General features: G+C 39.2%; 21 protein-coding genes. 19 read left to right on the forward strand and 2 right to left on the reverse strand.

Going from position 1 to position 15,406, the window contains the following annotated elements; translation table 11 throughout:
- Window positions 1-32: 32 nt before the first annotated feature.
- Window positions 33-1,463 (reverse strand): recombinase family protein, encoded by a 1,431-nt coding sequence (locus N784_RS15095; RefSeq protein WP_036836274.1) that lies wholly within the window; start codon window positions 1,461-1,463, stop codon window positions 33-35.
- Between the two features lie 71 nt (window positions 1,464-1,534).
- Window positions 1,535-2,182, reverse strand: a complete 648-nt coding sequence (locus N784_RS15100; protein ID WP_036836275.1) for a LexA family protein — start codon at window positions 2,180-2,182, stop codon at window positions 1,535-1,537.
- A 178-nt stretch (window positions 2,183-2,360) separates the two neighbouring features.
- On the opposite strand from N784_RS15100, the gene N784_RS15105 reads away from it, so the two are divergent.
- The 19 genes from N784_RS15105 (at window position 2,361) to N784_RS16735 (ending at window position 15,319) form a co-directional block, all read left to right on the forward strand.
- Entirely contained in the window at window positions 2,361-2,606 is a 246-nt protein-coding gene (locus N784_RS15105; protein ID WP_232306043.1) for a helix-turn-helix domain-containing protein, read from the forward strand.
- Window positions 2,607-2,668: 62 nt separating this feature from the next.
- Window positions 2,669-2,827, forward strand: coding sequence for a hypothetical protein (locus N784_RS16865; RefSeq protein ID WP_198134444.1), 159 nt, complete (start codon window positions 2,669-2,671; stop codon window positions 2,825-2,827).
- 59 nt (window positions 2,828-2,886) lie between these two features.
- On the forward strand, window positions 2,887-3,111 hold the full coding sequence (locus N784_RS15110; RefSeq protein WP_052127370.1) for a hypothetical protein: 225 nt from the start codon (window positions 2,887-2,889) through the stop codon (window positions 3,109-3,111).
- Window positions 3,112-3,124: 13 nt separating this feature from the next.
- Complete coding sequence (locus N784_RS15115) at window positions 3,125-3,388, forward strand: hypothetical protein (protein WP_036836277.1); 264 nt, start codon at window positions 3,125-3,127, stop codon at window positions 3,386-3,388.
- A gap of 186 nt (window positions 3,389-3,574) precedes the next feature.
- On the forward strand, window positions 3,575-4,018 hold the full coding sequence (locus tag N784_RS16105) for a hypothetical protein (protein ID WP_052127371.1): 444 nt from the start codon (window positions 3,575-3,577) through the stop codon (window positions 4,016-4,018).
- Window positions 4,018-5,193, forward strand: coding sequence for a DUF2800 domain-containing protein (locus tag N784_RS15125; protein WP_036836279.1), 1,176 nt, complete (start codon window positions 4,018-4,020; stop codon window positions 5,191-5,193). The genes N784_RS16105 and N784_RS15125 overlap by 1 nt, the downstream gene beginning before the upstream one ends.
- A gap of 51 nt (window positions 5,194-5,244) precedes the next feature.
- Entirely contained in the window at window positions 5,245-5,970 is a 726-nt protein-coding gene (locus tag N784_RS15130; RefSeq protein ID WP_036836280.1) for a DUF2815 family protein, read from the forward strand.
- Entirely contained in the window at window positions 5,970-7,943 is a 1,974-nt protein-coding gene (locus tag N784_RS15135) for a DNA polymerase (protein ID WP_156965290.1), read from the forward strand. The genes N784_RS15130 and N784_RS15135 overlap by 1 nt, the downstream gene beginning before the upstream one ends.
- Window positions 7,944-7,956: 13 nt before the next feature.
- A complete protein-coding gene (locus N784_RS15140) occupies window positions 7,957-8,139 on the forward strand; it encodes a hypothetical protein (RefSeq protein ID WP_036836285.1) in 183 nt (60 codons plus the stop codon).
- 162 nt (window positions 8,140-8,301) lie between these two features.
- On the forward strand, window positions 8,302-8,622 hold the full coding sequence (locus tag N784_RS15145) for a nucleoside triphosphate pyrophosphohydrolase family protein (RefSeq protein ID WP_036836287.1): 321 nt from the start codon (window positions 8,302-8,304) through the stop codon (window positions 8,620-8,622).
- A 3-nt stretch (window positions 8,623-8,625) separates the two neighbouring features.
- Entirely contained in the window at window positions 8,626-8,922 is a 297-nt protein-coding gene (locus N784_RS15150) for a hypothetical protein (RefSeq protein ID WP_052127372.1), read from the forward strand.
- A complete protein-coding gene (locus N784_RS15155) occupies window positions 8,915-9,487 on the forward strand; it encodes a beta clamp domain-containing protein (RefSeq protein WP_036836288.1) in 573 nt (190 codons plus the stop codon). The genes N784_RS15150 and N784_RS15155 overlap by 8 nt, the downstream gene beginning before the upstream one ends.
- A gap of 4 nt (window positions 9,488-9,491) precedes the next feature.
- Window positions 9,492-9,890, forward strand: coding sequence for a hypothetical protein (locus tag N784_RS15160; RefSeq protein ID WP_036836289.1), 399 nt, complete (start codon window positions 9,492-9,494; stop codon window positions 9,888-9,890).
- The gene (locus N784_RS17150; protein ID WP_269745344.1) at window positions 9,887-10,018 is read left to right on the forward strand and encodes a hypothetical protein; all 132 of its coding nucleotides are present in this window, start codon (window positions 9,887-9,889) and stop codon (window positions 10,016-10,018) included. The genes N784_RS15160 and N784_RS17150 overlap by 4 nt, the downstream gene beginning before the upstream one ends.
- Window positions 10,019-10,033: 15 nt before the next feature.
- A complete protein-coding gene (locus N784_RS15165) occupies window positions 10,034-12,454 on the forward strand; it encodes a virulence-associated E family protein (RefSeq protein ID WP_232306042.1) in 2,421 nt (806 codons plus the stop codon).
- A 312-nt stretch (window positions 12,455-12,766) separates the two neighbouring features.
- A complete protein-coding gene (locus tag N784_RS15170; RefSeq protein ID WP_036836291.1) occupies window positions 12,767-13,054 on the forward strand; it encodes a PDDEXK family nuclease in 288 nt (95 codons plus the stop codon).
- Entirely contained in the window at window positions 13,047-14,426 is a 1,380-nt protein-coding gene (locus N784_RS15175; RefSeq protein ID WP_036836292.1) for a DEAD/DEAH box helicase, read from the forward strand. Before N784_RS15170 ends, N784_RS15175 begins: the two co-directional genes overlap by 8 nt.
- Complete coding sequence (locus N784_RS15180) at window positions 14,426-14,950, forward strand: hypothetical protein (protein WP_036836294.1); 525 nt, start codon at window positions 14,426-14,428, stop codon at window positions 14,948-14,950. Before N784_RS15175 ends, N784_RS15180 begins: the two co-directional genes overlap by 1 nt.
- 204 nt (window positions 14,951-15,154) lie before the next feature.
- Window positions 15,155-15,319, forward strand: a complete 165-nt coding sequence (locus tag N784_RS16735; protein WP_156965289.1) for a hypothetical protein — start codon at window positions 15,155-15,157, stop codon at window positions 15,317-15,319.
- The last annotated feature ends 87 nt before the right edge of the window (window positions 15,320-15,406 follow it).

The raw sequence follows: 15,406 nt of genomic DNA on the forward strand, positions 1-15,406 counted from the left end.
ATCGGGTCACCTTTTGTTTTGAAAAACATAAATTAAATACGCCAAATGATATCAATATCCTCGTCAGTTAACACGAGGTGATCGACAAGCTGTGCAATAGTTGTTTTTGCTTTTTTTCTATCTACGCTTTTAATGTCGGCTAAGAGTGATTTTGCTTTTTGTTTTAGCAACCCCGATGTATCAATTTGTTCTAATGAGTCCAACTGATTACGTAATAATTGCCGTTGTTCTTTCACGTGCTTATTAGACCTTTGTAGATCTTCTTCTTCAATCAAACCTTTGCCATACGCTTCAATTTGCCTCATCATTTGTTTATCTAAAGCTTCTAGAGCTTGTTTTAACTCAACTGCATCTTCATTTTCATTGCTAGCCACCACTTTCAGTCGTAATTCTTTATTAGACAAATTAGTTAAGTTTTCAATTTGTGTAATTACCTCATTCTCTATATCTTCACGATGCACAGCGTGATGCTTACAACCATGTGCTTTTACGTAAGACGAGCATATATAGCGATAATACTCATACTTTTTATCACCTCTATTTATACGAGCAGAGCTACCTTTCATTGTACTTCCGCAATGACCACACTTTAATACTCCCGTTAGCAGATACGTTTCGTTTTCGTGTTGCTTGTTTATTTTTCTTGAGTCTAATATATTTTGTAGATTTTTGAATCTTTCAGCAGAGATAAAACCTCTATGATTGTCCTCTTTAACAATCCATTCCTCTTTGGGACGCACAACTGTTTTTCCATTTACTTGTTTTCTTTTGTTGGTCACTCTTGTTCCACAGATCGTTTCAGTTCTTAATAACCTACGAACCGCCGTAGAATCCCATTGCTTACCACGTTTCGTTTTTACATTCATACTGTTGAGCCATTGCGCAATTGACCGAGTGCCGTGACCATTTTCGGTCATTTCAACCATTTTCACTCCGTATTTAGCTTCTTTTTTGTTTATTACGTACTTTTTATCGACAATATCAAAACCAAAGCAGGGTCCAGCTAAAGCCATGTTAGTGTTACGTGCAAGGGAGGCCATATTATCCTTCACGCGCTCGCTAGTTCGACCGCGCTCAAACTCTGCAAAAACACCCAACAGGTGTAATACCATTCTTCCTGCTGCAGTAGATGTATCAAAACTCTCTGTTGCTGATACGTAGTTACAATCATGCGTCTCCATGAATTTTATTACTTGTAGTAAATCAAATAGGTTTCTACTTAACCTATCCAATTTCGTTGTCATTAAAATTTCTATTTTTCCTTTTTCTATGTCTTTTAATAATTTTTGCATTTGTGGTCGCTTTAAACTGCCTGCCGAGTATCCATCATCAATATAAAGTATAGGTTTATCCCACCCCATAACTTTGGCATAAGCTTCTAGTCTTTCTTTTTGTTCTTCTAAAGAGTGCCCAGATTCTACTTGTTCATCTGTACTGACCCGAAGATATGCAGCGACTTTCATCTCCATCACATCCTTATAAAAAAGAGACAGGGGATCAGCCTGCCTGGTTAAATTAATTAGCGCTAAGTAATTTAGTCAAGTTCTACAATATAAACAACTACTTTACCGTGTATTTCTAAACTGTCGTTATCAACATTTGTTATATAGTCATAAAAACGTTGATCATGTGAGCTAGGCTTAAAAATAATTCTTTCGCCATCTCTAAAATAATGTTTTACAGAATAATCGCCGCCATCGGAATAAACGACAATATCCCCTTCTTTCAAGTTATGGGATTCGATAGGCTTAACAGCAATTAATGAGCCGTGAGGGATTATTTTGTTCATAGATTCACCGTTTACCTTGAGCATAAAAATATCGTGGTCTCCAGCCCATTTCCCCATGATAGAATTAGGAACTTTGACTTCAGATTCTTCTATCATACCATCTATACGCAATGGTAAACCTGCCGATATAGATTGGGGGAAGTAGTTATAAGTGGATGTTGTTTCTTTAATAGTAGTATTCTCTTCATCGTCTTCTTCCCAGCCCATCAAATAAGCAGGGGAGAGTCCTAATGCCTCGGCTAAAGGTTGGATTATATAGATTGGCATGTTTTCAATTTCGTTGCTTTCGTATCTGTATATAGTCGCTCTATTTTTACCTAACATTTCAGCCAACTGGTCAACGGATAACTTAAGTTCTTTTCTTCTTTTTCGTATTCTATCACCTATTTTCATTATCATCACCTCTCTTTCAATTAGATAATAACACATTTTGTCGCAAATATGCAACTTTTTATAGACTAACTTAAAAAATATTATTACAAAATGCGACTTTTTTCTTGACGTTAATTTAATAATGATTTATGATGAAACCAATCGCATGATACGCGACAAAAAGGAGGTGGTACTTGTGATGAATGTGAATAAGTTGAAAGGGAAAATTGTTGAACATGAAATGAACATCGAAGAATTAGCTGATAAGATTGGTGTAGATAAGAGTACTCTCTATAGAAAGTTAAATAGAAAAGGTGAGACTTTATCAATTAAAGAAGCTAATTCCATTGTAAATGTATTGAATTTATCTAAAGAAGAATCAGTTGCAATTTTTTTTAATGGCAATGTCGCACCATATGCGAATGAGGAGCTTGAATGTTGTTGATGAAGAAATATGGTTAGTCCCACATTCATGACTTCATAGCATATAGCAAGGAGGTGTAAATCTTGCGAAAAAAAGTTAGTTATAACGTAAGACACTTCAGGCTTGTTGATGGAGAAAAACAAGAACTTAATTCTCATGATTATAAGGAACTAGCCGATCGATGTAAGTTAGCTTATGCGTTTATGACAACAGGTAAAGAGCATGTGTTAGTAAATAAGTAATCCCTTGTCGGGGATTGCTTGATAGGACAAGCCTTTGAAAAGAATAGGAGGGAAAGTAAATGACCGAACAAATGACTTTTGGAGAGATGCAGAGATACACAAAGCGCTTTAATGACATTTTGCGCGTGACTAATGAGCAAATTAAACAGCGACGCTTAGCTAATCTTATGACTGATTTAGAAATGGCATATCGCATCCCAGCGCTCAACAATAAAGAGTTTAATCGCAACCACACAGAATTAATGCAACTTTATCGCTCTGTATCAGCTGAACGTAGTTTGTGAGGAGGTGAGATAAATGTCTAGTAAGCTATCTATGTTTTTACTAAAGGACCAAGAAAAAGCGGACAAGCAGTTAGCTGTTTATGATTATAACCTTATGCACGCAATCCGGTGCGTGGCCCAGGGCGAGTTTGAAAACGCAGCAGTGCACCATCGTAACGTAGCCAATGCGCTAGAAGAGTTACAGCGTATGAAAAACAGTAGAAGTGCGACTGATGAAGCGATAAGGTTGTTGAAACTCATAGATAAGCAGGAAGTTACCAGGAGGAATTGGTTTTGAATAAGCTACTGGATCCTGATGTGTTTTACCCTATTGCATTTGCGATAGTGATCGGGGTTATATTGGTTTTGTTTTAAAAGAAAAAAGCCTGATGTTGGCGCATCAGACTAAAAGAAAGAGTTTATCGGCATTATTATAACTTGTCTTGTTGAAACAAAGCAAGAACATTTAGGAGGTAAATTACTAATGGAAATTAAAATTTCAATAGATCAAGCATTTACAAACGCGGTTTTATCCTTGGCACAAGCCTTATCAACTAGTGGTCTGTCTAAAGTGACAGAGGAACAAGTCCGACAGGAGCCTGCAGTACATCAACAAGCTCCAGTGCAACAAGAACAACCAGCTGTGCAACAGCAACCGACTGTTCAATCTGTTCCAATCCAACAACAAACAGCTGTACAGCAACAACCTCCTGTACAGCAAGCTCAACCAGACGCGGTACCGACAGTGGAGCAGACTTATACAATGGACCAGCTGGCACGTGCTTCCTCTCAGTTAATGGATGCAGGCAAGCAGACAGAATTGGTACAGCTGCTTGGTCAATTTGGTGTACAAGCTTTGACTGCTTTGCCACAGGAGCAATACGGCGCGTTTGCTACGAAACTACGGGAAATGGGAGCGAAGATATAATGGCCAAGCAAATTGCACATGCTGAACGGGCGCACGCTTTGTTATCTGCTAGTGCATCAAATAGATGGCTAGCTTGCCCGCCTAGTGCTCGACTTGAAGAACAGTTTGAGGATAAAGGGTCAACGTATGCAGCAGAAGGTACGTTGGCTCATGAGATTGCGGAGTTAAGGTTACGAAAGTATTTTGTTGAGCCGATGGCCAAAAGCACATTTACCCGACGTCTCAACAAAATGAAAAAGAATGAACTGTTTCAACAAGAAATGTTAAAGCACACGGAATCGTACCTTGATTACTTAAAAGAATTAACTCTAGGCATGGAAGTGAGTCCATATGTAGCTGTGGAAAAGAAAGTGGATTTCAGTACTTATGTTCCCGAGGGATTTGGAACAGCGGACTGTATCATCATTGGTGGAAATACATTATATGTTAATGACTTTAAATATGGTAAAGGTGTTCCAGTAAGTGCGGAGGATAACCCTCAAATGAAACTTTATGCTTTAGGGGCTTATGCTGCATACAGCTTTCTCTATCCTATTTCTAAAGTGCATTTATCCATTGTGCAACCAAGACTTGATAATGTTTCAGAATATGAACTGCCACTGGAAGATTTGCTTAAGTGGGGAGAAGAAATCAAGCCTGTTGCCCAAAAAGCTTTCAAGGGTGATGGAGAGTATGTTCCAGGGGAGCATTGCAAGTTTTGTAAAGCAAAAGCAACTTGTCGTGCACGTATGGAACAGTACAGCACGTTGGATGATTTTAAACAGATGAAACCACCGTTGATTAGTAACGAAGAAGTTGGCCAAGCATTAGAGAAAGCAAAACACTTGGAATCATGGGTTAGAGCTCTAAAGGAGTATGCACTTAAAGAAAGCTTAAAAGGAAATGAAATTGCAGGATGGAAAGCTGTTGAAGGACGAGGAAGTAGAAATTATGTAGATCAAGACAAAGCTTTTCAACATCTTAAAGCACACGGAATTAAAGAAGCTTTGCTTTATGAAAGAGTTCCTTTAACAGTTCCTAAATTAGAAAAAGAACTAGGAAAAAAAGAGTACCGTGAGTTATTAGAGGAACCGGGATTGGTACAAAAATCACCGGGTAAACCAACCCTTGCTCCTGCAACAGATAAAAGGCAAGCAATAACTAATGAAGTTAGCGCAACAGAGGATTTTAGTTAATGGGTGTTATTGGAGATTACCACAAATAATTTTAAAAGGAGAAATGGAACTATGACTAATCAAAACACACGTATTGTATCAGGGGAAGTTCGCTTTAGCTTTGTGAATCTATTAAAACCGAGGGAAAACCAATACGGCGGGGAGCCGAAATACAGTGCAACGATTCTTTTACCTAAGTCAGATATAGCTACTAAGCAGAAAATTGACGCTGCTATCGAGGCAGCTAAAGCAAAAGGAAAAGCTGAAAAATGGAATGGTGTAGTACCTCCGAATGTGGCGGTACCTATCCACGACGGTGATGGAGTAAAACCGTCTGACGGCATGCCGTTTGGTCCAGAGTGTAAAGGTCATTGGGTGTTTACAGCATCAACAGGAGTTGACTATCCGCCAAAAATTGTTGGACCTGATCTTAGTCCAGTTATGGACGCAACAGAAGTTTACAGCGGGATGTACGGAAAAATTGCTTTAAATTTTAGCCCTTATGCTTTTGCTGGTAAAAAAGGTGTGGGTGTTTACATCAGTACAAACGTGCAGAAAACTCGTGATGGTGAACCTTTAGGAGCATCAGCTCCAGCTGCTGATGAAGATTTCGCACCTGTTCAGCCACAACAACAGCCGATGCAACAGCAACCAATGCAAAATCAAGGAAACCCTTGGGCAGGTAATCCAATGGGCGGTCAGCAATATCAGCAACAGCCTCCGGTTCAGCAACCGATGCAACAACAAGTTGATCCAATCACAGGTCAACCAATTAACGGTGGCGTGTATGGAATATGATCAAAACGCTTAATATTGATATCGAAACTTTTTCCAGTGTAGACATTAAAAAATCGGGATTGTACAAGTATGTGCAATCCCCTGATTTTGAAGTTTTGCTATTTGCTTATTCCATAAACGGAGAGACAGCACGAATAGTTGATATTGCACGGGGTGAAGAAATACCTCAAAACGTTGTGAGTGCTATGAGAAACCCAGATGTTACTTTACATGCATACAACGCAGCTTTTGAGTGGTACTGCCTTAGTAAATATTTTGGTCTTTCACTTCCTGAAGTATGGCTTGATCTATGGCGAGATACTATGCTTCATGGTATGTATTGTGGCTATACAGCAGGACTAGGAGCAACGGCAAAAGCTATCGGTCTCCCGCAAGATAAGCGTAAGATGACAGTTGGCAACTCGCTAATAAAGTTGTTTTGTACGCCTACTAAACCAACAAAGAACAACGGTAATCGTACTAGGACTTTACCTCACCATGAGCCGGAAAAGTGGGAGCTGTTTAAAGAGTATTGTATTCAAGACGTTGAGGTTGAAAAGGAAATCGAAAATCGTTTATCTAGGTTTCCTGTTCCAGAAGCTGAACAAAAATTATGGGAGCTTGATCAACAAATCAATGTCCGAGGGATCAAAGTAGATCAGGAATTGGTCGACGGAGCTATCTATTCCAGCAACTTAATTACGTCGGAATTGAAAGAAGAAGCTGTAAGCATAACTGGTTTAAGTAATCCGAACAGTGCAGCTCAATTAAAGCAATGGCTTGCACAACAAGGGCTGGAAGTAGAGAACTTACAAAAAGATACCGTTTTAGAACTCTTGGAGAATACTTCTGGAGACATAAAAAGAGTACTTGAGATTAGACAGGAAATGTCCAAAACTAGCGTGAAGAAATACCAGGCTATGAAAGATGCAGTGTGTGAAGACGGCAGGGTAAGAGGGCTTTTACAGTTTTATGGTGCTAACCGTACAGGTCGATGGGCTGGGCGTTTAGTGCAGGTGCAAAACCTTCCACGTAATTACTTGGATACATTAGATTTGGCCCGAGAACTTGCTAGAGAGAAAAAAGCAGATGCGTTAAAAGTTATTTATGGAAACGTGCCTAATACGCTGTCTGAACTTATACGCACAGCATTTATACCATCAGAGGGTAATAAGTTGGCCATATCTGATTTTAATGCTATTGAAGCTAGAGTGATAGCTTGGCTAGCAGGTGAACAATGGAGAATGGATGTTTTCAACACGCACGGAAAGATATACGAAGCATCAGCATCAGCCATGTTTGGAGTGCCTATAGAAGAAATAACAAAAGGATCTGATTTACGTCAAAAAGGAAAAGTAGCTGAACTTGCTTTAGGGTATCAAGGTGCTGCAGGTGCGTTAATTAGTATGGGAGCTTTAAATATGGGGCTTGCAGAAGAAGAACTTCCTGACATTGTAAAGCGTTGGCGCTCTTCCAACAGAAGAATTGTAGATCTGTGGTACAGCTTGGAAAATGCTGCATTAGCTGTTATGCGTACAGGGCAACCACAGGGTGTAAAAGGTTTATTGCTACAACGAGAAAGTGATATACAAAACGGGTTAGACTTCTTAACCATTACGTTGCCAAGTAGTAGAAAGCTTTTCTATGTAAATCCGTTTCTTGCTGAGAATGATTTCGGTAAAGAAGCTATCCACTACCGTGGAATGAACCAAACCACAAAAAAGTGGGAGAAGATATCTACTTATGGCGGGAAGTTAACGGAGAACGTTGTACAAGCAATTGCTCGTGATTGCTTAGCAGTTACATTGGCACGTTTAGATAAAGCAGGCTATGAATCTATCATGCATATACACGATGAGGTAGTTTTGGATGTACCACAAGAACGGGTGGACTTAGAAAAGATAGAAAATATTATGAAACAGCCTATACAGTGGGCTCCTGGATTACCGTTAAATGCAGACGGGTTTATATCGGATTACTACATGAAGGATTAAGGAGGGCAGTCAGTTGGAACAGGAATACGCTATTTATAAAGGTGAAAAACTTTTATGTATAGGTACAAAAGAAGAATGTGCAAAAGAGTTAGGCGTTCAGCCTGAATATATCTATTGGTTAACTACACCTACTGCAAAACGAAGGTTAGAGAGCAGGAGAAATCCTGAAAAATGTACAGTCGGTATTAAGTTATAAGGAGGGTTTGTATGCCGCGTTATAAGTTGAGGTGCAGAGGGGATAAATACAGGCCTGTAATTAAAGTTTTAAAAGTGAAGAATGGAGTTCCTACTAAAGTAACGTTTAACGGTCAAGTTTATGCGCTGGTACACAGTGATCACATTAATGGGAGGAAAAACTATGCATCTAAATGATTACCAAAAAATATCCTCAAGAACAGCAAATCCACACGAGAATGAGCTGTTGAATTATACTCTGGGACTTGCAGGCGAAGCTGGGGAATTTGCCGATTTAATTAAAAAAGGTCAGTTTCATGGCCACAGTATCCCGTTGGATGAAATAGAAAAAGAATTAGGTGATGTACTTTGGTATTTATCGCAGATTTCTAGATTATTCGGGTTATCACTCGCAGAAGTTGCCCAAGCGAATATAGAAAAACTGAACAAGAGGTACCCAAAAGGTTTCAGTAAATCAAGTTCAATTAACAGGCAGGAGGTTTAACTTATGAGTGACCATCTTAGACGTTCTATTGCTGAGTTCTCAGGGGTAGCGATTAGTCAAGAAGAAAAAGGAGTAGCTAAATACGGTAAACCCTTAGATCCACGTGATAATTATAATTGGTTGGAAATGGCGAAAGAGGAACTTGTAGACGGTTTTAAATATTTAGAAGCTGAACGGGTTAAACGCCAGCGTAGCGTCGCGCGCATCCGTGAACTTTTACATCTCCTGCAAGGTTGTGAAAAGGTGGCGGTTAAGATTGAGGAGCATCTTGATAGACTGGAGGGTTCTCGCTGTGATTGAAAAGCTCCTTAAAAAGCATGCGAAAAACTTTGTATCGGGTGAATACCGCGAAAAAGGGTTAGAAGGCATACATTTTCACGAAAATGGGTCAATCTATGTAATGGATGCACACAAACTATTAGCAATTAAACGTGCGCATAACATTTCGAGTCGTACGATACACTATAAAACTGGAAAGAAAATGGATGTTAAATTTCCGGATGTTGTTCGCATTTCAGACGTGAGCTATAAAGAATCTCTTACGTTAAACATGAGAGATTTAGAGCCATATCTGAGTTTAATAGAGGTTGCCAGTAAAATTAGCATGGTTGGTACTTTGGAAGTTGAACGTGGAGAATTTCTCTTGAGGGTAACCAATGAAAATAAAGAATCTTTTAAGCTTTATTTAGGTAAAGTTGAGTCTGATATAAAAGTTGACATAAATGTTATGTATTTTTATCAAGTGTTCTGCTTCTTTAAAGATGCAAAAGTAGACAAAGTCATTTTATCTTGTGGCGGTCCGATGCGCCCTGTGTCTTTCACGGCAGAAAACTATGAAATAATCGTTATGCCTGTGAGGAGGTAGTGATATGGACCCGTTAAAAACATTGCTGGACAGCAAGAAATCGGAGATTAAAACTTTGAAAGCTGAGATTAAGATACTTGAGAAAGATGGATCCGGAAGCATGAAACGAGGTGCTCTTAGCAAAAAAATATCGAAGCTTGAAGATTTTGTGTGGAGTTTCAGTCCTAGATACATGGAGCCGAGACAAATAGGAAGCATCGTTATTAATTATAAATTATATAGTCGTTTTATTAAAGGGTTAAAGGGACATTTCTTAACTGAAGAAATAACAGAAGAAGCGTTACTTGTTAGGTATTATAAAGGATCTCGTAAAGGGGTTTTACGACTTAATGATCTGTCTAGCTTTTTTCCGGAAGGCAGTGAATTTTCGCAAGCTGAATTACAAGAGGTATCGGTGCTGTGAAGAAAAGAAAGCCTAAATGGTTCCTGCTATTTCGTTTTGAAGGAGAACAAAAAGTGTTTATCTATGAACCTTTGAAGAAGTATGAACTTAACGCAAGGAAGCGTCAAGGCTGGAAAGTCCTTGGCTAGAAAGCAGGTGAGAACTTGGTAATACATTATGATAGAGAACTAACAATATCCACTGGAGGTAGTCGAAAGGCTACCCAGTGGCCTGCTCAAAACTTATATTGGTCTGAGTTACTAGACAAGCTTCGTACAGCAGTACGTGGCCAAGAAACTCTTGAAGAGTATTTAAAACTACCAAAAAGGCAGCAAGATGATTTAAAAGATGTTGGTGGATTTGTAGCCGGTGAATTGAAAAGCAATCGTCGTAAAGCTTCTAACGTACTTTCTAGGGATATTATCACGCTTGATTTAGATAACATTCCTGCAGGTGGAACAGACGATGTTATACGCCGTTTAGAAGGGTTAGGATGTGCTTACGTAGCTTATAGTACCCGTAAACATGAGCCTGGTAAGCCTAGGTTACGGGTGCTAGCTCCTTTAAGTAGAACCGTCACGGCAGATGAGTATGAGCCGTTAGCACGTAAATTAGCATCTATTATCGGTATGTCGTTTGCGGATCCAACAACCTTTGAAGCGTCGAGACTGATGTATTGGCCAAGTTGTTCAGCTGACAGTCAATACGTATACCGTTATGCTGATAAGCCATTTGTAGACGCTGATGGACTGCTTAACATGTACAGTGATTGGCACGACATTGACGAATGGCCAAGAGTACAAGGCGAAGATAACAAACATGTTCGACTTGCTGCTAAGCAAGGTAATCCAACAGAAAAACGTGGTGTTGTAGGAGCATTTTGTCGGCAATATGACATTCACACTGCTATTGAAACCTTTTTACCTGGTGTTTATGAACCGTCCGACGATGGGAGTAGATACACCTTTGTAGAAGGGTCTACTGTTGGCGGTGCAGTCGTTTATGAAGATGGGTTATTTCTCTATTCTCACCATGCGACGGATCCGTGTAGTGGGCGCTTAGTGAATGCGTATGACTTGGTAAGGCTCCATAAATTCGGTGAATTAGACGACGAAGCAAAACCGGATACGCCCATTAACCGGTTGCCTTCTTATACACAGATGGCATCTTTTGCATTAAATGATGCAGGAGTTGCAACAATTATTAATCAAGAACGGTATGAACAGGCTGTTGAGGACTTTGGCACATCATCTGATACGCCTGCAACTAAAGATGGTTTGAACTGGATTCAGCAGCTGAAAATAAGTCCAACAACTGGCCAACCTCAGAAAACGATTGAAAATATTTTAATTGCTTTAGAGGGAGAGTCTAATTTAAGAGGGCGCATTAAACTGGATGAGTTTGCGGACGCTATTATCGGCATTGCTCCTTTACCCTGGGCACCTAGAGATCGTGAGAACGGGGAATTTATTTGGGGAGAAAAAGATGATTCAGGCTTAATTATATATCTAGAAAAGATATTAGGTTTTCAGTCTAAAGACAAGTTGATGCACGCTTTAAATCAATGTGCAGCTAATCATGCTTTTAACCCTGTCACAGATTATCTTAACAACTTGCAATGGGATGGTGTGAAGCGTCTTGATGGCTTATTTATTGATTATCTAGGTGCAGCAGATACACCTTATACCAAAGCTGTTACTCGTAAATCATTTACTGCAGCTGTAGCAAGAGCCATGCAACCAGGAATGAAGTATGACACGATGCCAGTGCTTACGGGAGCGCAGGGGTTAGGTAAATCGACTCTCGTTCATAAGATGGGACAGGCGTGGTTTACCGATTCTATTGAATCGTTTGAAGGTAAAGATGCAGCTGAACTCCTGCAGGGTGTTTGGATAGTTGAGGTAGGTGAAATGAGTGCCTACAATAAATCAGATTTAAATACCATTAAAGGGTTTTTGACGAGAACGGAAGATCATTATCGTGCTGCCTATGCACGTAAAACAGAGAAGCACCCTAGGCGCTGTGTGTTCTTTGGAACTAGTAACAGGAGTGATTACTTAAAGGATCCTACTGGTGGCAGACGATTTTTACCTATTGATGTAGGTATTCAACAACCTGTTAAAAACGTGTTTCAGGATTTAGATAGTGAAGTTGATCAATTGTGGGCAGAAGCTGTTATGAATTGGCGGCTGGGCGAGTCTCTGATTCTAACAGGAGATCTTTTAGAAGAGGCGAAACGACAACAGGAAGGCCACGCAGAACAAGATCCTTGGGAAAGTATTATTAAAGAATTTGTAGAACGTAAAGTCCCTGTAGATTGGAATAAAAAAGACATTGCTGCAAGGAAACTCTATTGGTCTGGTGAGTTTGGAAGCAGTGACACAGAAACAGTTGAACGTGACCGTGTGTGTGCTGCTGAAATATGGGTGGAATGCTTCAACGAAAAGGTAAATCGCATGAAGCGTTCTGAAACAATGCGTATCAACGATATTTTAGACGGCATTCCAGGATGGCAGAAGAAGCCAAACTCTTTCCGTTACGGACCATACGGAAGAGTAAAAGGTGGATACGTTAAATTGCAATAAAAGTGTCAACCTTCTAAAGGTAAAACGTCTACTTTCTAAGTGAAATGTCAACTTTGTTAAAAATAAGAGTGTCAACCTTGTCAACCTCAAATTTTTTAAAGGTTGACGGGGAAAGTTGACAGCCAATCCGTTGATACATCTATATTTATTATTATCTGTCTACTTTGTCAACTTTAAATATATAAAAGTAAATAAATAGATATATATAGAGGTATTAGGCAGTTACTATATACGCCTAATCGCCCTGTTTATGTACTATATACGTGCATGCGGGGTTAAGGTTAACAATTTGATTTCCGGAGGTTTGAAAAAATGCGAGAAAAAGATATAGAAGAATACCTAAGAAAGAGAGCCAAAGAAGCAGGTGGAAAAGCGTATAAGTTTGAATCACCTGGGAATGATGGTGTGCCAGATCGATTAGTTATTTTCCCGGGTAACAATATTTACTTTGTTGAGTTAAAAGCACCTGGGAAGAAGCCAAGACCTCTGCAATTAAAGCAAATGCGGGATATATCCAGTTTCGGTTGTGAAGTACTAGTGATCGATTCAAAAGATGGGGTAAATGAGTTCATACAAGAAGCGAGAGGTGCAAATGGTTAAGTTTACACCGCACAGCTACCAGAGATATAACATCAATCGAATATTAAATGATCCTTTTATTGCTTTATGGCTTGATATGGGCTTAGGTAAAACTGTAATTACACTAACTGCTATTAACGATTTAAAGTACAACCGTTTCGCAGTGAATAAGGTTTTAGTGATTGCACCTAAAAAGGTAGCCCAAGGTACTTGGACGAATGAGGCTAAAAAGTGGAATCACCTGCAATTATTACGTTTTTCCATTGTGCTTGGAAGCCAAACAAAACGAATCAGAGCTTTAAACACACCAGCTGATATATACGTGATTAACAGGGATAACGTAGTATGGCTAACTGACTATTACCGTAATTCTTGGCCATTTGACATGGTAGTAGTTGATGAATCGAGTAGCTTTAAAAATCACCAGTCAAAAAGGTTCAAAGCCTTAAAAAGTGTACGACCGCATATCAAAAGACAAGTTCAGTTAACAGGTACCCCTTCACCTAACGGGCTACTGGACATATGGGCGCAAATCTTTTTACTAGACGGTGGCCAAAGATTAGGTAAAAGAATTACTGGTTTTCGGGAACGGTATTTTGAACCGGATCAGAGGAATAGGGACAGGATATTCTCTTACGCACCGAAAGATGGAGCCGATAGAAAAATTCATAGTTTAATCAGTGACATCGTCGTGAGTATGAAAGCAGAGGATTATATCGAGCTTCCAGCTGTTACTTATAACTCGGTTCCGGTAGTTTTAGACGATAAAGCTAAAAAAGCTTATGAGAAGCTGGAAAAGGAAATGTTGCTAGAAGTGGATGAATCGGAAATTACGGCTACATCGGCGGCAGTTCTGGGGAATAAACTTCTGCAACTATGTAACGGAGCTGTTTACGACGAGGATAAAAATGCATTAGAAATACACAATAACAAGATGGAGGCATTTCTGGAATTAATTGAAGCCCTAAATGGATCTCCTGCACTAGTCTTTTATAATTTTCAGCATGATAAAACGAGAATACAAAAAGCATTGGCCAAAAAAGGATTACGTGTAAGAGAGTTAAAAACAGCCCAAGATGAACTTGACTGGAATAATAAAGAGATTGATATACTACTTGCCCATCCAGCATCAGCTGGTTACGGATTAAACCTGCAACAAGGTGGAAACCACATCATTTGGTTCGGGTTGAATTGGAACCTAGAACTGTATCAACAGGCTAATGCAAGGTTGGCCAGACAAGGACAAAAAGAAAAAGTGTTTATCCACAGGTTAACAGTACAGGGTGGGATGGACGAAAACGTAGAAGAAGCGTTGAAAGGGAAAGCTGCAACACAAGAAAGTTTGTTAACTGCATTGAAAGCACGGATTGAGAAAGTGAAGGAGGATGCCTGATGCACATTACAGAAAAACAGCTAAAGTTAATTACTGAAACGGCTTCACGAGAAGCAATAAGAGCTTTTAAAGAGGATGAAGACAAACGGAATCAAGAAAAGCATGACAGGCGTTTACGTAATATTAAACTACTGCTGAAGCATTACAGGGCTCTAGTGCTTCACTGCGAGAAGCTAGAAGATGATTTAATAAAACTCGAGAATACATCTATTCAGGACTTGGATATTGACGAAATTAACGTCGAAAGCATTGAATCTATTAAGCAGAGTAAAACGAAGTCCATTGCTATGGTGTATTTTGTCAGAGGGAAAATGGAAGCTTACAAGCGATCTTGTAGTGAGGATGAGTTGAAATATTTTCGAGTACTCGAGATGAAGTATTTAACAAAACGTAAATACACCACGCAAGATATAGCTGATGAAATGAACATCGATACCAGAACAGCGCATAGATGGTTGGACAAGGCATTTAAAGAGTTGCCAGTTATATTTTTCGGGGTTGATGCGATAAAGTTTGAAAGGTAAGCCTGTCGCAAATCTGTCTTGAACGTGTCATAGATTACATGTTAATATGGTAGTGTGAAATAAATATAAATAAATTTAAAAAAGCACTCAAGTATATTAGCTTGGGTGTTTTTTCTTTATGAAATAAGGGAGTAAAACAACAACTTTATATTTACGTTCGTTAATATAAATGCTATAATATTAAGTAAGGAAGGAGGGAAAAAGGTGAACATGGAAGATGTCGAAAGAATACTTAGATTAATAACTTGGTCTACAGCTAGCATAGCGGCTACAGTAACCACGATAAAAAACTTAGGTGAAATGAAAGACAGGAAAAAAGAGAAAAAGAAGAAGCGACGCTCTCCAGGCAAGAAGAAACGTCGCAAGTAGTCCAGAGAGGGGAAGAAATTCCCCTTCTCAATAAGAATTATACCATGTTCACTAACGATATGAAAACTTATGATTGGTTCAATATAG

Source organism: Pontibacillus litoralis JSM 072002 (genome assembly GCF_000775615.1).
Classification (GTDB): Bacteria; Bacillota; Bacilli; order Bacillales; family BH030062; genus Pontibacillus; species Pontibacillus litoralis.